We start from the raw sequence: 21,117 nt of genomic DNA, 5'->3' as shown, positions 1-21,117 counted from the left end.
AACCTCTATCGTCGTGGACATGACCCGTTCCATCCAGGACGTCGCCCGCCTCGCCGGCGTCTCGAGCCGCACCCTGCGTCACTACGACCAGATCGGTCTCCTGCCGCCGTCGGGCACGGGCAGCGGCGGGCTGCGCCACTACGACGACGGCGCGATCCGTCGTCTGCAGCGCATCCTGCTGCTGCGCGAGGTCGGCCTCCGGCTGACCGAGATCGCCGACGTCCTGGACGCCCAGACCGATGAGGTCGCCGCCCTGCGCGGCCACCTCGACGTGCTGCGCGACGAGCGCGGCCGGATCGACCGGCAGATCGACTCGGTGGAACGGACCCTGACCGCACTGGAGAAGAGGAGGCCGATCATGGCCGAGAAGATGCTCGACGGATTCGACCACACGCAGTACCGGGACGAGGTGACCGAACGCTGGGGGGCCGACGCCTACGCGACGTCCGACGCCTGGTGGCGCCGGCTGGGCAGCGAGGGGCAGGCCGAGTTCAAGGCCCGCCTCGAGGACCTCAACGGCGCCTGGGCGGCGGCGGCCGGGCGAGGTGTCGACCCGACGTCGGACGAGGCGCAGGCGCTCGCCGCCCGCCACGTCGAGTGGCTCGGTTCCGTCCCGGGCACTCCCGGGTCCGACGCCGGACGCCCGCCGAAGGAGTACGTCGTCGGCCTCGCCGAGATGTACGTGGCGGACGAGCGGTTCGCCGCGAACTACGGGAGCACCGACGGCGCGACGTTCGTCCGCGACGCGCTGGTGGCCTATGCCGAGCGTGAGCTGTAGGCGCACCCGCCTGCGTTGTTCGGCAGTTCCAGCTCCGTTCGGTCGTTCGAGGTGCCGAACGGGACAGGGACTGCCGAACGCCGCCGCCTGCCCGGTGCCACACTGGCCCGATGAGCGAGAACTGGGCCGCGCAGCGCACCGAGGCCGCCCGGGAGCACGCCGCCCGGCTGGCCGCCCGGCAGGACGCCGAGCACCACCGCGCCGAGGAGATGCTGGACCGGTTCGTCCGCGCCGCACGGGACGCCGGGCTCGAGCCTGGCCCGCTGCAGGTCAAGGGGTACGGCGGTCGCGGCACGGCCCGGACCGTGCTGCGCGGGTGGTACCTGCGCACCGACCGGACCGCGGCGGTCTCGACCGACGGGAACTTCTACGTGCTCACCGCGCCGCTGACCCTGCTCGACCGGGTGCGCGGCGTGCGGCCGGAGCCGAAGCGGCCGCCCCTGGTGCTCGGCGCCGGCGGCAAGGACGGCGACTCCATCGACCTCGACGTCGCGCTGGAACGCCTGCTGCCCGGGTGGCGCGACCCGCTCTGACGCTCGTCAGGTCAGGTCGGCACCGTGTGGCCGCTGCGCTGCCGGAACGCCTCGACGAGGGCCTCGGCGTCGCCGACCTGGTCGAGGTGGATCACCACCGGGGACCCGTACCGTTCGTGCTGCTTCAGCGCCTCGCCCTCGGCGCTGCGGTAGAACCTCGCCCGCAACGGGTTCGTGGCCCTTCGGGCGATATCCCGTGGGTGGTGCACCCGGACCACGAGGCGCCGGGCGCCGTCCTCGTCGTCGGGACGCAGCCCCACGACCTCGGCCCAGCGGACCCGTCCGACGTCGACGCCGAGGTTCGCCGCCGGAAGCCGGAGGCGTCGACGGACACGGCGGAGCCGCTCGGCAGGTGATGGTGCGGCATGGTTCCGAACAGGTGTGCCAGCCACCCTGCGCCGACGACCAGCAGGCACAGGGACGCGACCATCGGCTCCCACGCGCTGTCGCCGGTGATGACGCCGTCGAAGCCTCCGGCCGTGAGGATGCTCAGCAAGACGGTCAGCACGACGGCGCCCGCGACGGGCAGCGTCCACCCGACGACGGCGAGGGCTTTCTTCCGGGCCGTGTGCCGGGCAGGTCGGGCGGCGTGCAGGGTCTCCACCGCGCCGTCGCCCGTCCCGGTCGTGCGGACCCCGAACCGGGCGAACGCGTCGACGAGCTCCTCCTCCGACGCCGCGAGGCAGGTCAGGTCGACGAGCAGCGGCGTACCGTGCTGCGCGATGCGCGACCGCGCCTCGGGCGCCGTGTCCCGGCCCCGCTGGGGGACGGCCAGCCGCTGCGGCTCCCGGACGTGCACGGCGAGCCGCGGGCCGTCGTCGTGCACGACCTCGACCGAGGTGACCTGGCTCCACCATCTGGACGCGACGGGATCGGCCTCGGGAGCGTTGCTGGCCATGGCAGTCGGGAGTCCTCTCGTCGGGGGTGGGAGGCCGGTTGCGCACGCCAGGTGCGGTGATCAGCGCTCGAGCGTCAGCCCGGCAGCGACGACCCCCGCGACCCGCGGCGAGGCCAGGTACCCGGTCCAGGTGCCGTCGCCACGTCGGACGGCGGCCGCATGGTGCCACGGTGCGGCGTTGCGGACGGACATCGCCTCGACGACAGGTGAGCCCGCGGGCAGCGGGAACGTCCAGGGCGTCAGGTCGTGCAGGGCGAGCAGGTCCCGCGGGTCGCGGGCGTTCACCCATCGCCCGACGGCCGGCCAGGTGAGCGAGCTGCTCGCCTCCACGCCCGAGCGGACCGCCTCGATCGCCAGGGGCGACCCGAGAGTGAGGAGCAGCGGCACGTCCCACCGGCGGGCCTCTGCCCGTCGCAGCACGTCGTAGGCGATGACCGAACCGAGGGAGTGCGCCACCACGACCACGGGTTCGTCGGTCGGCAGCACCGCGGCGAGCCCCGTGACGACGGCGGCGCGCGCCTCGTCGTCGTGCAGGTAGGTGTGCACGTCCCGGGTCAGCAGGAGCACCACCGCACCGCTCAGCCCGGGCACGTACCGGTCGATCGCCGCGAGCGCGGCGACCAGGGAACGGGCGATCGCGTCGGCGACCGAGTCTCCGAGCCGGACGGTGGTGCCCTCCTCCGGTCCGACGGCGGTGCTCGCCTCGGCCGGCACGCCGGCGCCGGCGAGCACCTCCCGGGCGACCGCGAGCGTGAACCGTGCCTCGCCCGCGGTCAGTCGGTGGAGGGCGCCCGCGGCGCCGGGGCTGTCGGCGACGTAGACGGACACCGGCGCACGTGCGCTGTCCCCGGGCGGGCTCAGCGTGTCGCCGTAGTAGACGAAGGTGGCGTCGTCGTCGGTGAGCCGGAGCGGCGACCCGGCGGAGGCCAGACCGGAGTTGAGGGCGTCGAGCCAGCGTGACTCGAACCCCTCGGGGTCGAGGCCGTCGGCGTCCCGGCCGTGGAGCAGCACGAGCCGGGTCATGGGGCCACCAGCGCGCGCACCTCGTCGGCGCACCCCCAGCTCAGCGTGACCCCGGCACCGCCGTGCCCGTAGCAGTGCACCACCCGGCCCTCCCTCTCGACCCGGACCGACGGCCGCGCCGGCCGGAGCCCGACGGCGTGCCGCAGCACGCGGGCCTCGCGCACCTCCGGCACCAGCCGGGATGCCCGGTCGAGGATGTCCGCGGCGGTGTCCGCGGACGGCGTCCGGTCCCAGGCGCCGACGTCGTCCGTCCCGCCGACCACCACCTCGCCGAGGCGGGGAACCACGTACGTCGGTCCGCCGGCGTCCAGCCACCAGCGGTCCAGCCCCCACTGCTCCAGGACGACGGTCTGGCCGCGCGCGGGACGCACGGTGTCGTCGCCGGTCAGCTCTCGCGCGCCGAGACCTGTGGTGTTCACGACGACGTCACCGTCGTCGGGAAGCGCGTCCAGGTCGTCCACCGTCCCCTGCATGACCGTGCCGCCCAGCGCCGCCGCCCGGTCGGCGAGCCAGCCGAGGTAGACCGGCATGTCGACCACGGGAGAGGAGAAGGTCCAGCCCGCGCGGTACGACGGCGGAACCTGGTCCGTGCGCGTCAGCTCCGGGACGGCGTCGCGCCACCAGGGGTCGGGCGGCGTCTCGGCGAAGACCTCCGTGCCGGGGCGCATCCGCACGCCGGACCCGGGGTCCGCTGCGGAGAGGTCCGCGAACGCGGTGAACGTCCGCGCCGACCAGGCGGTCACCCTCTCCTGCGAGCCGGCGGCACTGTCCGGCGAGAAGGCGAGGTACGGGTACCAGAGCGCGGCGGCGACCGCCGACGTGGTGTCCGGCGGCAGCTCACGCGCCAGGATCTCGACCTGATGGCCGGCCTCCAGGAGCCGGACGGCGCAGCTCAGGCCCAGGACACCGGCACCGACGACGATCACGCGCGACATGCGCCGGAGTCTGCCAGATCGGCATCGAGTCCTAGTCGAGCGGACGGAGGATCCGGTGGAGGAACTGCTTCGTCCGCTCCTCGCGCGGGTGGGTGAAGAGCTGCGCGGGCGCGCCCCGCTCGGCGACGACGCCGCCGTCGAGGAACAGCACCTCGTCCGCGACCTCGCGGGCGAACTGGAGCTCGTGGGTGACGACCACCATCGTCCAGCCCTCCTCGGCGAGGCTCTTCATGACGTGCAGCACCTCGCCGACGAGCTCGGGGTCCAGGGCGGAGGTCGGCTCGTCGAAGAGCAGGAGGTCGGGCTGCAGGGCCAGCGCCCGCACGATGCCGACGCGCTGCTGCTGCCCGCCGGACAGCTCGCGCGGGTACGCGTCGCGCTTCTCGGCGAGCCCCACCCGGGACAGCAGGTCGAGGGCCCGTGAATCGGCATCGGCCCGGGTGACCTTGCGCACCTGGACGGGACCCTCGGTGACGTTCTGCAGCACCGTCTTGTGCGGGAACAGGTTGTGGTGCTGGAACACCATGGCCGACCGGTCGCGGGCCGCGAACCGCTGGGCCGGCGGGACCGGGCGGGAGAAGTCGATCTCGGGGCCGCCGTCGAACGCCAGGGTCCCGGCGTCGGGCATCTCGAGGCCGTTGAGCGAGCGCAGCATGGTCGTCTTGCCGGACCCGCTGGGGCCGATGAGCGCGACCACCTGGCCCGGGCGCACGTCCAGGTCGACGCCGCGCAGCACGTGGTTGTCCCCGAACGACTTGTGGATGCCGCGGGCGGACATCAGGGGCTCAGACATACTGCTCCAGCTTCTTCTCGATCCGGTCCTGCCCGAACGACAGCACGGTGCAGATGATCCAGTAGATGACCGCCGCCTCGGCGTAGATCACCAGGAACTCGGTCGTGGACGCCGCGATCTCCTGGGCCTTGCGGAACAGCTCGGTCACGAGGATGAGCGAGGCGAGCGAGGAGTCCTTCACGAGCGAGATGAACGTGTTGGACAGCGGGGGCACGCTCACCCGCGCGGCCTGCGGCAGGATGATGCGCCGCAGCGTCCTGGCGTGCGACATGCCGACCACGTAGCCGGCCTCCCACTGCCCCTTCGGCACGGAGAGGATCGCGGCGCGGATGACCTCGGCCGCGTACCCGCCCACGTTGAGGGAGAACGCGATGACGGCGCTCGGCCACGGGTCGATCGTCACGCCGAGGGTGGGCAGCCCGTAGAAGATCACGAAGAGCTGCACCAGCAGCGGGGTGCCGCGGATGATCGAGACGTAGACGCGCCCGATGCCGGACAGGACGCGGCGGGAGGACAGCCGCAGCAGCGCGACGCCCAGCGCGAGGACCAGCCCGCACGCGAACGACACGAGGGACAGCGGGACCGTCCCGAGGATCGCGTCGCGCCACATCGGCCACCACGAGCCGGCTATGAGCTGGACGTCCATGTGCTCACCTCACCATCGGCGCGCCCGTGGAGGACGACGGCGCGCGGGAGACGTGCGGGAGCGCCGGCACCCGCGGGGCACCGGCGCTCGTGCGCAACGGTTCAGAGGACTTACTCGGAGACGTCCTCGCCGAAGTACTTCATGGAGAGCTCGGCCAGCTCGCCCTCAGCCCGCAGCTCGTCGAGGGCACCGTCGATCGCCTCGGCCAGCGCCGCGCGCTCCGGGGTGACGACGAACCCGGACTCCGAGGTCTCCTCGGTCTCCGCCGCGATCTCGATCGGCGCGTCGGGGTGCTCGTTGAGGTAGTCGAGCACCGTCAGGGAGTCGTTGATGGTGGCGTCGACCCGCCCCTGCTCGATGAGGGCGACGGACTGGGCCCAGCCCTCGACGGCCTCGATCTGGGCGCCGGACTCCTCGGCGAGGGTGCGCCAGTTGCTGGTGAGCGACTGCGCGGTGGTCTTGCCGTCCAGGTCGGCGAAGCTCGAGATCGAGGTGTCACCCTCGGGCACCACGACGACGCCGCGCGAGACGGTGTACGGCTGGGAGAACTCGTACTTCTCGACCCGCTCCGGCGTCATCGAGACCTGGTTCGCGATGGTGTCGACGCGACCCGCGTCGAGCCCGGCGAAGATGGCGTCCCACTGGGTCTCCGCGAACTCGATCTCGAGCCCGAGCTTCTCGGCGACGGCCTCGGCCACCTCGACGTCGTACCCCACCAGCTCGCCGGAGGCGTCGTGGAAGGTGAACGGCCGGTAGGTGCCCTCCGTGGCGACGGTCAGCGTGCCGTCGTCGACCAGGTTCAGGTCCGACCCGGCGTCTGCGCCGTCGGAACCGTCACCGGAACCCCCGCAGGCCGCGAGCGCCAGGGCGGTGAGGGTGGCGGTGGCGGTGGCGAGCAGGGCGCGGTGGCGTCGCATGGATGATCTCCTGTGTCGTGGTGCCCGGCGGTGGGTGTGCCGAGGGCGCGGGGTGTGACCGTCCCATCGAAGGTGTCGATGGATCACATCGACGGTCACGATGTCCAGCCGGTCCAACAGCCTGCCACGCGGGTCGCATTCCCGCTGTGAGCGGTGCCACTGCCGGTCCGCCGGGGCGCACGCAGAGGATCCGCGCTCGGAGGCGTGGCAGGCTGGCCCGATGAGCACCGACGTCACCGCCCTGATCGCCGAGGTCGAGTCCGCCGAGCGCGAGCTCGTCCTGTCCCGCTTCACGCACGACGACGCGTGGCGGCTCGGCTGCCTGCTGGTCGAGCTGGCGACCGAGCGGGACCTGCCGGTGACGATCGACGTGCGCAAGGGCACCCAGCAGGTGTTCCACGCGGCGCGGGAGGGCACGACGGCGGACAACGACTCGTGGGTGGAGCGCAAGGTGCGCGTCGTGTACCGCTTCGGGGCGTCGTCGTACCTCGTGGGCCTGCGCGCCCGCGCCCAGGGACGCGACTTCAACGAGATCCACCAGCTCCCGCTGCAGGAGTACGCGGCGCACGGCGGCGCGTTCCCGGTCCGGGTCGAGGGTGTCGGCGTGGTGGGGGTCGCGACCGTGTCCGGGCTCGCGCAGGGCGACGACCACGCCCTCGTCGTGGAGGCTCTGCGGGGCTTCGTGCCGACCGCCTGACGGCACCACCGGGCCTGGCACCCCGCCCGCTCGCATACGGTGTGCGGGTGAGTGTGATCCTGCGCAACGCCCGCCGGGCGGGCCGGTTCGACGCCCCCGTGGACGTGCTGCTCGACGGCGGCCGGATCGTCGCCGTCGTCCCGGCCGGGTCCACCGTGCCCGGCGACCGGGAGGCCCCCGGTCAGACCGTCGACCTCGACGGCCGGGTGCTGGTCCCGGGCCTGTGGGACGCGCACACCCACCTGACCCAGTGGGCGCTCGTGCGCCACCGGCTGGACGTCTCGGAGGCGACCAGCCCCGAGCACGCCGCGGTGCTCGTGCGCGCCCGGGTGCACGGGGCGACCACGCCGCTGCCGCCGGACCAGCCCCTGGTGGGGTACGGGTTCCGCTGGGCGGCGTGGGACACCGAGCCCACGGTCGCCCACCTGGACGACGCCGTCGGCGACGTCCCCGTCATCCTGCTGTCCGGGGACCTGCACAGCGCCTGGGCGAACACCGCCGGGCTGCACTACCTGGGCATCACCGGCCACCCCACGGGCCTGCTCCGCGAGGAGGAGTGGATGCCCGCCAGCCCGCGCATCGTCACCGTGGACGACGACGTCGCGGACGGCATGGTGGTCGACGCCGCCCGGGCGGCGGCCCGCCGCGGCGTGGTCGGCGTGGTCGACTTCGAGGTCGCCGACAACCTGCGGGTCTGGCGGCGCCGGGTGGCGCGCGGTTGGGGCGGGCTGCGGGTCCGCGCCGGGGTGTGGGAGCAGTACCTCGACGACGTGCTCGCCGCCGGGCTGGCGCACGGCGACGCGCTGGCCGACGGTGCCGAGGGTGCCGACGGCGCTCGTCTGGTGACCCAGGGCCCGCTGAAGGTGATCAGCGACGGGTCGCTGAACACCCTGACGGCCTACTGCTTCGACGAGTACGCCGGCATGACCGGCCCGGACGCGCACGGCACGCTGAACATCGCGACCGACCAGCTCGCCCCGCTCATGTCCCGCGCGCACGCGGCTGGGCTGCGCTGCGCGATCCACGCCATCGGCGACGCCGCGAACGCCCTCGCCCTGGACGCGTTCGCGGCGTCCGGGGCCCGGGGATCGATCGAGCACGCCCAGCTCCTGCAGCCCGACGACGTCGCACGGTTCGCCGTGCTGGGGATCACGGCCAGCGTGCAGCCCGAGCACGCGATGGACGACCGCGACGTGGCCGAGGAGCTGTGGCCCCACCGCACCGACCGGGCGTTCCCGCTCGCGGAGCTGCGGCGCGCGGGCGTCCCGCTCGCCCTCGGCTCCGACGCCCCGGTCGCCCCGCTCGACCCGTGGGCGGCGATCGCGGCGGCCGTCACCCGGTCCCGCGACGGGCGCGAGCCGTGGCACCCGGAGCAGAGCATCGACCTGCGCACCGCCCTGGAGGCGTCGACGGACGGGAGGTCCCTGGCGCTCGACGTGGGCGGCCCGGCGGACCTCGCCGTCCTGGACGTCGACCCGCTCGACGTCGACCCGTCGGGCCTGCGGCAGATGCCCGTCGCGGGCACGCTCGTCGCGGGGGAATGGACGCACCGTGGGTTCTGAGCCGCGACCTTCGCCGGCGGGCAGCCACGCCGACGCCGAGGCCCGCCTGCGCTCGCGGCTCGCGGAGGTCGAGGCCCGGATCACCGCCCAGCGCGCCGTCGTGGACGGCATCGTCGCCTCGGTGCGCGGCGAGAACGTCGACGACGAGCACGACCCGGAAGGGGCGACGCTCGCCTGGGAGCGGCAGCAGGCCGCGGCGCTGGCCGCGGAGGCCGCCGTCGAGCGCGACGAGCTCCGCGCCGCGCTCGACCGGGTCGGCGCCGGGACCTACGGGTTCTGCGAGGTGTGCGGGCGGGCCATCCCGGCCGGGCGCCTGGAGGTACGGCCGGCCGCGACCCGCTGCGTCGAGCACGCACGCTGAGGGACGTCAGCGCGGCTCCGCCAGCATCCCGCGCCACGCGGTGCGGACCGCCTCGCGGCACCGCTCGATCGCGTCGGGATCGGTGAGGGACACCCCGCGCACGACGTACTGGTAGTAGAAGACCCCGTTGACGAGGTCGATGCTCGACTCGACGTCGAGGTCGTCGCGCAGCTCACCGCGGTCGATGCCGGCGCGCAGCACGGCCACCAGCGCCGAGCGGCGCCGCGCCACGTGGGAGCGCCAGTACGCCTGGGCGATGCGTCGGTCCGACATCGCCAGCCGCAACCGCAGCCGGAACCGGCGCTCCGGGTAGTCGCGCCCGGCCGGGTGCGCCGTGGGGGAGAGCGCCGCCAGCAGGTTCTCCAGCAGGTCGCCCTCGGTCGAGATCTCGTACGGCTCGCGCCCCTGGTCGAGGGCTGCCGCCACCAGGTCCGGCAGGGAGGGCCAGCGCCGGTAGATCGCCGCGCGGCTGACCCCGCTGACCTCGACGACCCGGGACACCGTGATGTCCTCGCCTCGATCCAGCAGCGCGACGGCGGCGGTGAGGATGCGCTCGTCGTGCCCGGCGGCGCGGGGTCTCCCGGGCCGCCGGACGGGCGGGGCCGCCGGCACCGGGAGCGTGGCCGACGCCGTCACGCGACGCCCGTCGCCGGGACCAGGGCGCGCTCGCGGAGCCGGTCGACGAGCCCGTCGGTCAGCCCGGCCGCCCGCAGCGGGGCGAGGGGGTCGCCGTGCCGCTCGACGAGGGCGGCGAGCAGCTCGCGCATCGGGGCCGGCGAGAACGTGGTGCGGGTCGCGGCACGGGCCGCCGCCTCGAGGTCGACCCCGAACCGGGCCAGCAACGGGGCCATGACGGGGGCGAGCCGTCGCTGGATCGCCGCCGAGCTCTCGCCGGTGCGGGCGTAGTCGGCGACGACCGCCTCCTCGTCTGCCCCGAGGGTGAGCAGCAGCGCCGCGGCGAGCACACCGGTGCGGTCCTGGCCCGCGGCGCAGTGGAAGGCGACCGTGCCGGGGGAGTACGCGACGACGGCGAGCGCGGTGACGATCTGTGCGGCCGCACCCTCGTACATGCGCAGGTACAGGGCCCCGAACCGCGACTGGTCGAGCAGGTCGGCCGGGTCTCCGCCCGGGGCGGCGTCTCCGGTCGTCGCGGCGTGGCCGATGTTCGCCAGGAACGGCACGTGGTGGTAGGTCACCTGCGGCCGTGCGGCCAGCACGCCGCGTCCGGTCAGCGCGAGCTCGTCGGCCGAGCGCAGGTCGATCACGGCGCGCAGCCCGTCGGCCACGAGGGCCTCCGCGGTCGCCGCGTCCGCCGTGGACAGGTCGTCGGCCCGCAGCACGACGCCGGGGCGGACGACGCCGCCGGCGACGGCGGTCCCGCCGAGGTCGCGCAGGTTCACGGGGGCGGACAGCGTGAGCGGGACGGCCGCCGTCGCGCTCGTGGCGTCCGGTGCGACGTCCGGCGCGGTGGTGGCGGCAGCGGTCTCGAGCGTGGTCACGTGATCTTCCTCCGGATGACGGCGCTGGCCTGGTCGATGGCCGTGACCAGCACGATGATGCAGATGACGATCGCGGACAGGTGCCCGTAGTCGTACATCTTCATGGCGGTGGTGAGCTCGAGGCCGATGCCGCCCGCGCCGACCATCCCCAGGATGGTCGCGCCGCGGACGTTGCCCTCGAACAGCAGGAGCGTGTAGGAGACGAGCAGGGGGCCGGCCTGCGGGAGGATCCCGTACTGGACGACCTGCCGGCGGGACGCGCCCACGGCTTCCATCGCGGTGACCGGGCCGGTGTCCACCGACTCCATGGCCTCGGCGAAGACCTTGCCGATGGACCCGACGGAGCCGATCGTCATCGCGAGGATGCCGGCGAACGGGCCGAGCCCGACGGCCGAGACGAACATCAGGGCGAACACCAGGTCGGGCAGCGACCGGATGACGTTCATCGTCCAGCGGGCCGGGTAGTAGACCCACCGCGGCGCGATGTTCGACGACGCGGCGAACGCCATGAGCAGCGACAGCACGGCACCCAGCACGGTGCCGACGACCGCCATCTGCAGCGTCTCGACGAGCTGGTCGACGATCACGTCGAGCTTGTCCCAGCTGGGCGGGAACATCCGTGTGAGGAACTCGGTCATGTTGGCCGCACCCTCGCCGAGCTGGGCGACGTCGAACTCCGCGCCGACGGCGGACCAGTACAGGACGGCGAGCGCGACCGGGACGCCGAGCAGGAACCGGGCGCGCGGGACGGTGAAGGCCCGTTCGAGACGGTCGCGCTCGGCCGCCGTCAGCGGCTGCGCGGCGTGCTCGTGGTGCCCGCTGCCCTGTGGGCGCGGGCGCGTGTCAGTGCTGCTCATCGGTGGGCTCCTCGATCCCGTCGTAGACGACGGCGAGCGCGTCGGCGTCCAGGGACGCGGTCGGTGCGGACACGAGCACCTCGCCGTGGCGCAGCCCGACGACGCGGTCGGAGTGCTCCAGCGCGAGCGGCAGCACGTGCAGGCTCACCAGCACGGGGATGCCGTCCTCCCGGGCGATCTCCCGCAGCAGGGCGAGCACGGTGTGCGACATCTTCGGATCGAGGGACGCCACCGGTTCGTCGGCGAGGACGACCTGGGGCTGCTGCATCAGGGCCCGGGCGATCGCCACGCGCTGCTGCTGCCCGCCGGACAGGGTCCGGGCCTGGACGTTCGCCTTGTGCGCGATCCCGACGCGGTCGAGCAGGGCCATGGCCCGCTGCCGGTGCGCGGAGCCGAAGCCGCCCACCCAGTTGAGCGGACCGGCGTCGTGCAGCCCGCCCGCGAGCACGTTGGTGAGCACCGACAGACGGCCGACGAGGTTGAACTGCTGGAAGACCTGCCCGACGTCGGCACGCACCTGCCGCAGCTCGCCCCGGCGCAGGCGGGTCATGTCGTGGCCGACGACGTCGACGCTGCCGTCGACGATCGGTGCGAAGCCGGTCAGGGAACGCATCAGGGTCGACTTGCCCGAGCCGGACGACCCGAGCAGGGCGACGGTCTCTCCCGGTCCCAGGTCGAGGTCGACGCCGTCGAGCACGACGGGACCGTCGCCGTAGGCGACGCGCAGGCCGGACACGGAGACCAGCGACGTCGCCGCAACGGGTCCCACGGTGCTCCCCGGCGGCCCGGAGGTGGGTGCGAGGGTCGTCGTCACGGTCAGCCCAGGTCCGAGATGTCGACGTCGGCGATCGCGGCGATGTCGACGAACGGCTGGAAGATGTCGTCACCGGGCTCGAGGACCGGCTCGGTGCCCTGCATGGCCTCGAGCATCGCGCCGAGCTCGTCGGCGTTCTCCTCGACGAAGATCGTCGGCAGCGCCTCGAGCAGCTCGGCGCGCTTGTCCTCGGCGAGCTGCTCGTCGGCGAGCACCGTGACGGCGACGGGCATCGAGGCGCTGACCCCGATGGAGCGGGTGTCGCCCTCCTCGAAGGGGAACATCGGGTCGCCGAGCCCGGCCATGGTCGGGAAGATCGTCGAGGTGCAGGCCACGTCCACCTGGCCCTCGGCGAGCGCGATGAAGGACATGTCGTGACCGCCGGAGAACATCGGGGTGTAGTCCGCGTCCGCCTCGAGACCGGCCTCGTGCAGCATCGCGGTGGGCATGAAGTACCCCGAGCTGGACGCCGGGTCGGCGAACGCCACCACCGTCTCGGGCGTGACGTCCTCCAGGGACCGCAGCTCCGAGTCGTCCATCACCAGGCAGGTCGACACCGGCTCGTCGTTGCCGGGCCAGGCGACCAGGGAGTCGACCTCGCCGGTGTTGACGGCCAGCGCGGACGGGAACCCGCTCATGAAGCCGATGTCGACGTGGTGGTTGCGCAGCGCCTCCACGACGGCGGTGTAGTCCGGCACGTCGACGATCTCCACCTCCCGCCCGGTCTCGGCGGTGACGAGCTCCGCGAAGGCCTCGATCGGGTTCTCGGCGCCGGGGTCGTCGCCCAGCGGGGTCGTGGCGAACGTGATCGGGGCGTCGGGGTCCGACGGCGCGACGGACGGCCCGTCGCCGGCCTCCGCGGAGCCGGAGCAGCCGGCGAGCAGGGCGGCCCCGAGGCCGAGGACACCGAGGGCAGGAAGGGTGCGGGAGCGCATGGTCGTTCCTTTCGGGCGGAGGGCGGCTCGCCGGGACGAGTTCCGCGACCGGCGATACCGGTATCCGACCCGGTCGAGGTGACGGCGAATTGCGAGACCGCCGTACCTGGAACCGACGAGGTGGTGAACATCCGGTGCGACGGCGCCGTGGCAGCATGGCCGGATGCAGGTCCGCCCCGTGACGTTCGACGGTGCCGTCGTGCACGTCGTCGGACGAGTGGCGGCCCGGCCGGGCGACCGTCCCGTGCGGGTGCTGGTCGACGGGCACCCGTCCACCACGCCCGCCGTGTTCGCCGACGCGCTGGTCGCGCCCCTGCGGGTCGCCGGGCGGCCCGTCGGGCGGGTGCACGTCGACGACTTCCTGCGGCCACCGTCGTTGCGGCTGGAGCAGGGCCACCACGACCCCGACGCGCTGCTGGACGAGCGGATCGACGTCGGCGGCCTCAACCGCGAGGTGCTCCGCGCCGTCGTCGGCCGGGGCCGGTACCTGCCCACCCTGCGGGACCCGGGTTCCGGGCGGTCGACCCGTGCGGCGTACGAGCCGCTGGCGCGCGGTGCGGTCGTCGTGGTCGACGGGTCGCTGGCCCTCGGCCGGGGGCTGGACGTCGACGTCACCGTCCACCTGGCGCTGCAGGCGGCGACGAAGACCCGCCGGACGCCTCTCGAGGAGGCCTGGACGCTCGCCGCGTACAGCCGCTACCGGCGCGAGGCCGCTCCCGAGCGGACCGCCGACGTCGTCGTGCGCCTCGACCACCCGGACCGGCCGGCCCTGGTGGAGCGCTGACGGTTCGCCCAGATGTGAGCATCGCCGACCTGCGTGATGGTCGGATCAGGTCAGGAAGCGGCCGCGGGAGATCGACACCTCTCCGGCGCGCTCGACCGCCGCCGGGACCGTGCCGGCTCCCTCCGTCCGAACGCCCCCGAGGGGCGGAACGGAGGCAATCATGAGTGACACGTCCTACCCGCCGAGGCCGGGCACCGCCCCGACGACCGGCCTGCCGCCCGCAGCACCGGGCGGAACCGCCGCGGGCGACGACAGCACGGCAGGCGGCGCCCGCGAGCGTGCCTCGCAGACGGCGTCGCACGCTGCCGACGCCGGCCGCGACGTCGCCCACGAGGCGCAGGAGCGAGCGGGGGAGGTCGCGCACGAGGCGGCCGACCGCGCCAAGGACCTGTGGAGCCAGGCGCAGGGCCAGGCGTCCTCCCAGGCCTCGCACCAGCAGGGACGGCTGGCCGACGGGCTGCGCCACCTCGGCAACGAGCTGGACGAGATGAGTCGCACCAGCCCCGACCCCGGGTACGCGAGCGGGGCCGCCGGTCGGGGCTCGCACGCCGCCAACCAGCTCGCGGACTGGTTCGAGCAGCGCGAGCCGGGTGACGTCCTGCACGAGGTCGAGGACTTCGCGCGACGGCGCCCCGGCGCGTTCATCGCGATCGCGGCCGGCGCCGGTCTCGTCGCCGGTCGCCTGCTCCGTGGCGCCAAGGAGGCGAAGGACGGTGCGACGGCGGGCTCGTCGCGCACGACGGGAGGTGTCTCCGATGTCGACCGACCCTGACGCGCACCGACTCGGCGAGTCCGCCCGGACGGCGCCCGAGCGGACGTCCACCGGTGTCCTCGGCGGCTCGACGGAGCGACCCGGCACGGGCGAGCGAAGTCTCGGCGAGCTGGTCTCCGAGGTGACTCAGGACCTCTCGACGCTCGTGCGCCAGGAGATCGAGCTGGCCAAGGCCGAAGCCACCGAGTCCGCCAAGAACGCGGGCAAGGGCGCCGGCATGTTCGCCGGCGCCGGCTACGGCGCCGGGATGGCCGTCTTCTTCCTCTCGGTGGCGCTGTGGTGGGCGCTCGGCACCCTCATGGGCCTGGGCTGGTCCGCGCTGGTCGTGGCGGCCCTGTGGGCCGTCGTCGCCGGCGTGCTCGCACTCGTCGGCCGCAAGGAGATCCAGCGCGCGCAAGGCCTTCCCCGCACCACCGACTCCCTGAAGAAGATCCCCCACGCACTCCGAGCACACGAGGAGAGGAACCGATGAGCACCCACGACCCGGACCAGGTCCGCGCCGACATCGAACGCACGCGCCGCGAGCTGAGCGAGGACGTCGACACGCTCGGCGAGCACGTCCGGCCGAGCTCGGTCGCCCACCGTCAGACCGACCGCGCCAAGGCGGGGGTGAACCGCCTGCGAGACCGCGTCATGGGCTCCGCGAAGTCCTCGGGCCATCAGGCGGGCGACTCGGTGAAGAACGCTACGAGCACCGTGGGCGACAAGGTCGGCGGAGCCCCCCGGGCGGTGAAGGAGCAGACGCAGGGCAACCCGCTCGCCGTGGGGGCCGTGGCCTTCGGGCTGGGCCTCCTGGCCGCCTCGATGCTGCCGGCCACCCGCCAGGAGACGGAGGTCGCCACGAGGGTCAAGGAAGCCGCCGAGCCGCTCGTGGAGGACGCTCAGGAGGCGGGCAGCAGCATGGCGGAGGACCTGCGCGGCACCGCGCAGGAGCACGGCCAGGGCCTCAAGGAGTCCGCGACGGAAGCCGGCCGTGACGTCGCCGGGCACGGCAAGGAGTCCGCCCAGGACGTCGCCGGCGAGGCGCGGGGCGGCTCCTCCGGCACCTGAGCGGCCGCGGTCTCGCGGGGCGGTCGGGGCTCGCGTCCGGCGCCGATGAGGACGATCATGCTGCCCAGCGCCGTCGAACCGGTGGCGGGCCCGAGGAGGAAGCATGATCGTCGCACCGTTCGGCCGCTTCACCGAGGGGCGCGTCCCCGACCCCGGCGTCGCGGCGCTGTTCACCCGCGAGAACCGGTGGCAGGCCCGGCTCGACGTCGAGGCTGCGCTGGCGCTCGCGGAGGCGGACGCGGGCCTCATCCCCCAGGAGTCCGCGCGCGCGATCGCGCTGACCGCCCGCATCGAGAAGCTCGACATCAAGCGGGTCCTCGCCGCGACGGCGGAGGCCAGCCACCCGCTGGTACCGCTCATCGAGGAGTTCGCCCGCGCCGTCGGCTCCAAGCACGGCGGCTGGGTGCACTGGGGCGCGACCACCCAGAACATCACCCAGACCGCCGACGTCCTGGTGCTGCGGGACGCCCACCGGTTGCTCCTGGGCCAGCTCTCCCGGGTGCTGCGCTCGGCCGCGGGGCTCGCCGAGCGCTCCGCCGGGCTGCCGATGGCCGGCCGCACGCACTCGCAGCACGCCGTCCCCGTGACGTTCGGGTTCAAGGTCGCGGTGTGGATCGACCAGCTCGTGGCGCACACCGAACGGCTGGAACGTCTCGACGACCGGTTGTTCTGCGTCCTCATGGGTGGCGCGGCCGGCACGTTCGCCTCGTTCGGCGACGCGGGCCGGATCATCGAGGCCGGGGTGGCGCACCGGCTCGGCCTGCACCCCATGCGTGTGCCGTCGCGTGCGGTCAACGACGGGATCGTGGAGCTCGTCCTCGTGCTCGCCCAGCTCGCGGGCACGGTCGGCAAGGTCGCCAAGGACGTCTACGCACTCATGCAGCCCGAGTTCGCGGAGGCGTTCGAGCCGGTCCCCGAGGGCACCGTCGGGTCGTCGACCATGCCGCACAAGCGCAATCCGCAGCTCGCGCTCGACCTGCTGACCATGTCCGCCGAGCTGCGGGCGCTCGCGGCCCCGGCCCTGGAGTCGATGCTCCACGACCAGGAGGCCAACGGGGCGATGACGGCGCTGCTCGAGGACGTCGCGGCCTCTGCCGCGGTGCTGGCCGGCGACATGCTCGCCCGGCTCGACGTCATCGTGGGGGGACTGGAGCTGGACCCGGCCCGGATGCGCGACAACATCAGCCTCTCGGCGGGCATGATCGGTTCGGAGTCGTTGATGCTGGCCCTCGGCGAGAAGATCGGGCGTCAGAAGGCGCACGACGTCGTGTTCGAGGTCGCGCAGGCGGCGGCGACGAGCGGCACGCCCTTCGTGGAGATGCTGCTCGCCGATCCCGTGGTGTCCGGGGCGTTCGGGCGGTCCGAGCTCCGCGACCTCATCGATCCCGCGGCGTACCTCGGGCTGAGCACGCAGATCGCCGGCGAGCTCGCTCGGTGCGCGGTCGAGACGGCCGGACGGCTCGACGCGCTGCCCGAGCGTGCACCGCTGATGACCCGGTGACCTGCGCGTCTGCTGTTGCACGGGCCGGCGTGACACGCCAGAGTGGTGCCCGTCACAACTTCGTCCGACGAGAGCAAGGGGCAGGGACAGCCGGATGGCAGGGGTCAGGGGGAGCACGGGGGCGTCGAGCCTCCGCCGTTGGACCCTGCGTGCTGCCGGGGCCGCCCTCGGCACGGCGGTGACCGGCCTGGTGCTGGCGACCGGCGCTGCCGCCGACGACGGCGGTGACCGCGAGCGATCCGGGCGTGGTCTGCTCGCCGGTGTGGTCGAGTCCGCCACGGAGCGCGTGACCGACCCGCTGCTGGACGGCGTCGGCGAGACCGCTGAGACGGTGACGAAGCCTGTCGATGATGCCGTCAAGAAGGTCACGGATCGGGACCGCGAGAAGCCGGCCGAGAAGCCCACCCAGGAGCCGGCCGAGAAGCCTGCGGACAAGCCGGAGAAGCCGGCCGAAAAGCCGTCGGAGGAGCCGGCCGAAAAGCCGTCGGGCACCACGGAGCAGCCGGCGGAAGGGCACATCGAGAAGCCCGCCGAGAAGTCCGAGCGTGAGCCTGCGGAGGACTCGGCGCCCGACGAGCGCCCGACGGAGCCGCCCGCGGACCGTCCCGCCGGCGAGCGCGAGGGGACCACGGGCGGACCTGCCGACGCCTCGGCCGACGAGAAGGTCGAGGACGGTGCCACGGGTGCTGCTGACGAGCCTGAGGCCGGCGCGGACCCGAGCGGGGAGCCGGGTGCTCCCGAGAACACCCAGGGTCCGGTGCCCGGTCTGGTGGAGACCGTGTCAGGTGACGTCCTGCTGCCGGTCACGGAGACCGTCGGGGGCGTCCTCGGTGCCGTGGTCGCTCCCGTGGCGCCCCACTGCCAGGAGTCTCCCGAGGCGGAGCCGGCGCAGGACGCCGGACCGCCGGGCGACCTGACCGGGGCGGCCGACGACGCGGGGGGCGAGGACGCGGAAGATCCGCCCGCGGATCCCGCCCCGGACGGCCGGCCCGAGGACCCGGGCGGGGGCGTCCTCGACGCGGTCGTCCGGCCGGTCACGGACGGGCTCGACCCGGTCACGGAGGCCGCGGGTGACGTCGTCGAGGGCGTCACGGGACCGGTGAGCGAGCCGGTCCGACCCGTCACGGGGGCCGTCGGCGAGACCGTCCGTCCGGTCACCGAGGCGCTGAGCCCGGTGCTCGAGCCCGTCGGCTCCCTGGTGGGTGCCGTGACCGAGGTGCTCGAACCGGTCGTGGAGCCTGTTGCCGACGTGGTGGAGCCCGTCCTGCGTCCGGTGCGGGACGCCACGGCGCCCGTGGTGGGCAGCGTGGTCCCGGTCGTCGAGGTCCTCGACCCGGTGCTCGACCCGGTGGTCCGCCCCGTCATGGGCGTCCTGGACCCCGTGCTCGATCCGGTCGCCGACGCTGTCTCGCCGGTGCTGAAGCCGGTCGTCGACCTGGTCGACCCCGCCGTCCGCCCGGTGATCGAGGTGGTCGACCCGATCCTCGACCCCGTCATCGACCCGGTGGTCGACGGCCTCGTACCGCCGGTGACCGGCGCGCCCGACGGCGGCCCCGACGACGGGAACGGCGGCGCGCCACCGGCGCCCGGCCCGGGACCGTCCTCGACGCCGGCGGCACCGGGCGTCCCGGGGCCGCCGGTCCCGGCAGCTTCCGCGGTGACCGCTGCGGAGCCCACGGTGACGACGGCACTGCGTGCCGTGGCGCCGGACACCGCGCCGGTCGCGGCCACCGGGACGATCGGCACGGCTGCAGCCCGGTCGGTCGCGGTCCCGGCCCCGACCGGTTCGTCGGCCGTGGACGCCGGCCCCGAGACCGACGCCACCGCGTTGGCGACCTCTGACGGTGGTGCCGCACCGACGGCGACCGGCGCCGTCGGAGGGTCCTCCTCCAGCTCCGCGCGCGGAGCTGCGAGCACCGGCGACGTCGCCGCGCAGCTCGCCGCCGCCGCGCGTGCCGACGGCAGCCACTGGCTGCTGCCGGCCCACGAAGCCTGCGCACCGCTCCCGGTGCCCGACTTCGAGATCTCCGTCTCTCCTGCCTGACGTGGCCGCGTCGCGCCTCTGAGCGCGTCATGCCGCGGGTGGCCGCTCTGCCGCCTGCTCCCACGTCACACGGCAGGAGAACAACCATGCGTACGAACGCGCGACGAGTGCTGCACGCAGCGCTCGTCACAGGTGGCCTGGTGGTCGCCGGGGCCTGGACGGCCCACGCAGCGGAGGGCGACGTCGTCGACGTCGAGATCGGCGAGGACACCTCGGTCGACCTGAACCTCGAAGACGTGTCGGAGGAGCTGTCGGACGCTTCTCTGGACACTCCCGTCGACCTCCCCGAGGTCGACACCGAACCGGTCGAGGCAGTCGTCGACGACCTCGTCGGCGAGGACGGACCGGTGGACGACCTGCTCGGGGCGGACGAGCCGAGCGGGACCACGACCGACGACGTGGTCGACGCCGTCGCCGAGGACGTCAGCCAGACGGTCGACGACGCCGCGTCCGGTGACGTCGAGGCGGTCGTGGACGACGTGGTGGCCGAGGACGGCCTGGTCGACGACGTGCTGGAGGACGGCGGTGCGGATGCCGTGGTCGAGGAGGTCGTGGAGACCACGGGTGCGGTCGACGAGGTGCTCGGGACGGACGGGGCGGTCGAGGAGACCGCGTCGGACGTCGTCGGTGAGGACGGGCTGGTCGACGACGTCGTGGGTGCCGACGAGCCCGAGGAGGGCGTCACTGACGATGTCGTCGAGGAGCTGCTGGGCGACGTGGACTCCACGGTGGACAGCGCGCTCGAGGGCGACCTCGACGGTGTGGTCCGCGACGTGCTCGACGAGGACGGCGTGGTGGACGACCTGCTCGAGGACGGCGGTGCGGACACGGTCCTCGTCGACGTCGTGGACACCACGGGTGCCGTCGACGAGCTGCTCGGCACCGACGGTGAGGTCGAGGACCTGGTCGGTGGGCTCATCGGTGAGGACGGGCTGGTCGACGACGTCGTCGGTCCGGACGATCCGGAGGAGGGCCTCACGGACGGCCTGCTCGACGAGCTCCGCAACGACCTGAACGAGACGGTCACGGAGCTGCTCGAGCCGGACCTGGTCGGCGTCGTCGACAGCGTCCTGGCCGAGGACGGCCTCGTGGACGACGTGCTGGAGAACGGTACGAGCGAAGATCCCGGCGACGGCGAAGGTCCCGGCGACGGCGAAGGTCCCGGCGACGGCGAAGGTCCCGGTGACGGTGACGGTGACGGTGACGGTGACGGTGACGGTGACGGTGACGGTGACGGCACCGACGGCACCGACGGCACCGACGGTGCTGACGGGTCCGGCACCACCGGCGTCGGCACCACGGGCACCGGCTCGGGGGCCGCACCGGGCCCCGTTCCGTCCGGTGGCGTGACGGCGACCGACTCGGGCGGGGGCCCGAGCGTGTCGGCGGCTGCGTCGTCGGCCGGGACGTCCACCACGTCGACCGCCGGCACGGCGCTGGCGGCGACCGGTGCGACCTCGGGGACGCTCGGCCTCCTGGCCGCTCTGCTGGTCGTGACGGGGACGGCCCTCGTCGCACGACGCCGCCGGGTGGGTGCCGGTGACACGGTCACCGCGCCGCCCCTCGGCTGACCCGACCTGCCGCTGAGGCGGTGCGGTCGTGGGGCGTCGCAGGGGGACGGCCCACGACCGTGCTGCCGCAGCGGTCGCAGGACCGGGATCCCACGAGGTAGGGAGCCGTTCGCGGTTCCCCACGCGTGCCCGGTTCGCCCGGGAGGG

Annotated in this window: 24 protein-coding genes; 12 read left to right on the top strand and 12 right to left on the bottom strand. The window is 74.0% G+C overall.

Annotation, left to right across the window (positions count from 1 at the left end; genetic code table 11):
* The first annotated feature begins 19 nt into the window (after window positions 1–19).
* Together UQW22_RS04135 and UQW22_RS04130 are read left to right on the top strand one after the other, a co-directional pair.
* A complete protein-coding gene (locus tag UQW22_RS04135) occupies window positions 20–778 on the top strand; it encodes a MerR family transcriptional regulator (protein ID WP_407319618.1) in 759 nt (252 codons plus the stop codon).
* 110 nt (window positions 779–888) lie between these two features.
* A complete protein-coding gene (locus UQW22_RS04130) occupies window positions 889–1,311 on the top strand; it encodes a hypothetical protein (protein ID WP_407319617.1) in 423 nt (140 codons plus the stop codon).
* 11 nt (window positions 1,312–1,322) lie between these two features.
* Here UQW22_RS04130 and UQW22_RS04125 read toward each other — a convergent pair whose 3' ends face one another.
* From UQW22_RS04125 to UQW22_RS04095, 7 genes are all read right to left on the bottom strand, one after another.
* Window positions 1,323–1,478, bottom strand: a complete 156-nt coding sequence (locus tag UQW22_RS04125) for a hypothetical protein (RefSeq protein ID WP_407319616.1) — start codon at window positions 1,476–1,478, stop codon at window positions 1,323–1,325.
* Window positions 1,436–2,209 (bottom strand): hypothetical protein, encoded by a 774-nt coding sequence (locus UQW22_RS04120; protein ID WP_407319615.1) that lies wholly within the window; start codon window positions 2,207–2,209, stop codon window positions 1,436–1,438. Before UQW22_RS04120 ends, UQW22_RS04125 begins: the two co-directional genes overlap by 43 nt.
* Before the next feature lie 60 nt (window positions 2,210–2,269).
* Entirely contained in the window at window positions 2,270–3,232 is a 963-nt protein-coding gene (locus UQW22_RS04115; RefSeq protein ID WP_407319614.1) for a hypothetical protein, read from the bottom strand.
* Window positions 3,229–4,167 carry an FAD-dependent oxidoreductase gene (locus UQW22_RS04110; RefSeq protein ID WP_407319613.1) on the bottom strand — a complete coding sequence of 313 codons (939 nt, stop codon included), beginning with the start codon at window positions 4,165–4,167 and terminating at the stop codon, window positions 3,229–3,231. Before UQW22_RS04110 ends, UQW22_RS04115 begins: the two co-directional genes overlap by 4 nt.
* Window positions 4,168–4,198: 31 nt before the next feature.
* On the bottom strand, window positions 4,199–4,960 hold the full coding sequence (locus UQW22_RS04105) for an amino acid ABC transporter ATP-binding protein (protein ID WP_407319612.1): 762 nt from the start codon (window positions 4,958–4,960) through the stop codon (window positions 4,199–4,201).
* Window positions 4,953–5,606, bottom strand: a complete 654-nt coding sequence (locus tag UQW22_RS04100; protein ID WP_407319611.1) for an amino acid ABC transporter permease — start codon at window positions 5,604–5,606, stop codon at window positions 4,953–4,955. Before UQW22_RS04100 ends, UQW22_RS04105 begins: the two co-directional genes overlap by 8 nt.
* 110 nt (window positions 5,607–5,716) lie before the next feature.
* Window positions 5,717–6,523 (bottom strand): amino acid ABC transporter substrate-binding protein, encoded by an 807-nt coding sequence (locus UQW22_RS04095; RefSeq protein ID WP_407319610.1) that lies wholly within the window; start codon window positions 6,521–6,523, stop codon window positions 5,717–5,719.
* 220 nt (window positions 6,524–6,743) lie between these two features.
* On the opposite strand from UQW22_RS04095, the gene UQW22_RS04090 reads away from it, so the two are divergent.
* Genes UQW22_RS04090 through UQW22_RS04080 form a run of 3 tightly spaced genes read left to right on the top strand, consistent with a single transcriptional unit; the run spans window position 6,744 to window position 9,143 of the window.
* Window positions 6,744–7,220: a heme-degrading domain-containing protein gene (locus UQW22_RS04090; protein WP_407319609.1), complete on the top strand. Its 477-nt coding sequence runs from the start codon at window positions 6,744–6,746 to the stop codon at window positions 7,218–7,220.
* A gap of 47 nt (window positions 7,221–7,267) precedes the next feature.
* Entirely contained in the window at window positions 7,268–8,782 is a 1,515-nt protein-coding gene (locus tag UQW22_RS04085; protein WP_407319608.1) for an amidohydrolase, read from the top strand.
* Window positions 8,772–9,143 carry a TraR/DksA family transcriptional regulator gene (locus UQW22_RS04080; RefSeq protein WP_407319607.1) on the top strand — a complete coding sequence of 124 codons (372 nt, stop codon included), beginning with the start codon at window positions 8,772–8,774 and terminating at the stop codon, window positions 9,141–9,143. The genes UQW22_RS04085 and UQW22_RS04080 overlap by 11 nt, the downstream gene beginning before the upstream one ends.
* Before the next feature lie 6 nt (window positions 9,144–9,149).
* Here the strand turns inward: UQW22_RS04080 and UQW22_RS04075 are convergent, their stop codons facing one another.
* Genes UQW22_RS04075 through phnD form a run of 5 tightly spaced genes read right to left on the bottom strand, consistent with a single transcriptional unit; the run spans window position 9,150 to window position 13,248 of the window.
* Window positions 9,150–9,779, bottom strand: a complete 630-nt coding sequence (locus tag UQW22_RS04075) for a TetR/AcrR family transcriptional regulator C-terminal ligand-binding domain-containing protein (protein WP_407319606.1) — start codon at window positions 9,777–9,779, stop codon at window positions 9,150–9,152.
* Complete coding sequence (locus tag UQW22_RS04070; RefSeq protein ID WP_407319605.1) at window positions 9,776–10,642, bottom strand: tyrosine-protein phosphatase; 867 nt, start codon at window positions 10,640–10,642, stop codon at window positions 9,776–9,778. Before UQW22_RS04070 ends, UQW22_RS04075 begins: the two co-directional genes overlap by 4 nt.
* The gene (phnE, locus tag UQW22_RS04065; RefSeq protein WP_407319604.1) at window positions 10,639–11,499 is read right to left on the bottom strand and encodes a phosphonate ABC transporter, permease protein PhnE; all 861 of its coding nucleotides are present in this window, start codon (window positions 11,497–11,499) and stop codon (window positions 10,639–10,641) included. Before phnE ends, UQW22_RS04070 begins: the two co-directional genes overlap by 4 nt.
* Window positions 11,486–12,268 (bottom strand): phosphonate ABC transporter ATP-binding protein, encoded by a 783-nt coding sequence (locus UQW22_RS04060; RefSeq protein ID WP_407319603.1) that lies wholly within the window; start codon window positions 12,266–12,268, stop codon window positions 11,486–11,488. The genes phnE and UQW22_RS04060 overlap by 14 nt, the downstream gene beginning before the upstream one ends.
* 47 nt (window positions 12,269–12,315) lie before the next feature.
* Window positions 12,316–13,248, bottom strand: coding sequence for a phosphate/phosphite/phosphonate ABC transporter substrate-binding protein (gene phnD, locus UQW22_RS04055; protein ID WP_407319602.1), 933 nt, complete (start codon window positions 13,246–13,248; stop codon window positions 12,316–12,318).
* Between the two features lie 163 nt (window positions 13,249–13,411).
* On the opposite strand from phnD, the gene UQW22_RS04050 reads away from it, so the two are divergent.
* The 7 genes from UQW22_RS04050 to UQW22_RS04020 all read left to right on the top strand — a co-directional run bounded on the left by UQW22_RS04050 (window position 13,412) and on the right by UQW22_RS04020 (window position 20,970).
* Window positions 13,412–14,032 carry a uridine kinase gene (locus tag UQW22_RS04050; RefSeq protein ID WP_407319601.1) on the top strand — a complete coding sequence of 207 codons (621 nt, stop codon included), beginning with the start codon at window positions 13,412–13,414 and terminating at the stop codon, window positions 14,030–14,032.
* 160 nt (window positions 14,033–14,192) lie between these two features.
* On the top strand, window positions 14,193–14,804 hold the full coding sequence (locus UQW22_RS04045) for a hypothetical protein (protein WP_407319600.1): 612 nt from the start codon (window positions 14,193–14,195) through the stop codon (window positions 14,802–14,804).
* Window positions 14,788–15,276 (top strand): phage holin family protein, encoded by a 489-nt coding sequence (locus UQW22_RS04040; RefSeq protein WP_407319599.1) that lies wholly within the window; start codon window positions 14,788–14,790, stop codon window positions 15,274–15,276. The genes UQW22_RS04045 and UQW22_RS04040 overlap by 17 nt, the downstream gene beginning before the upstream one ends.
* Window positions 15,273–15,854: a DUF3618 domain-containing protein gene (locus UQW22_RS04035; RefSeq protein WP_407319598.1), complete on the top strand. Its 582-nt coding sequence runs from the start codon at window positions 15,273–15,275 to the stop codon at window positions 15,852–15,854. The genes UQW22_RS04040 and UQW22_RS04035 overlap by 4 nt, the downstream gene beginning before the upstream one ends.
* Before the next feature lie 103 nt (window positions 15,855–15,957).
* Window positions 15,958–17,355 (top strand): adenylosuccinate lyase family protein, encoded by a 1,398-nt coding sequence (locus UQW22_RS04030; RefSeq protein WP_407319597.1) that lies wholly within the window; start codon window positions 15,958–15,960, stop codon window positions 17,353–17,355.
* Window positions 17,356–17,449: 94 nt separating this feature from the next.
* Window positions 17,450–19,399 (top strand): hypothetical protein, encoded by a 1,950-nt coding sequence (locus UQW22_RS04025; RefSeq protein WP_407319596.1) that lies wholly within the window; start codon window positions 17,450–17,452, stop codon window positions 19,397–19,399.
* A gap of 86 nt (window positions 19,400–19,485) precedes the next feature.
* On the top strand, window positions 19,486–20,970 hold the full coding sequence (locus UQW22_RS04020) for a hypothetical protein (RefSeq protein ID WP_407319595.1): 1,485 nt from the start codon (window positions 19,486–19,488) through the stop codon (window positions 20,968–20,970).
* The last annotated feature ends 147 nt before the right edge of the window (window positions 20,971–21,117 follow it).

The organism is Isoptericola halotolerans, from assembly GCF_045689585.1.
GTDB classification, from domain to species: domain Bacteria; phylum Actinomycetota; class Actinomycetes; order Actinomycetales; family Cellulomonadaceae; genus Isoptericola; species Isoptericola halotolerans_B.
Note: the sequence above shows the minus strand (reverse complement) of the source record. Positions and strands in the feature narration are given on the sequence as shown.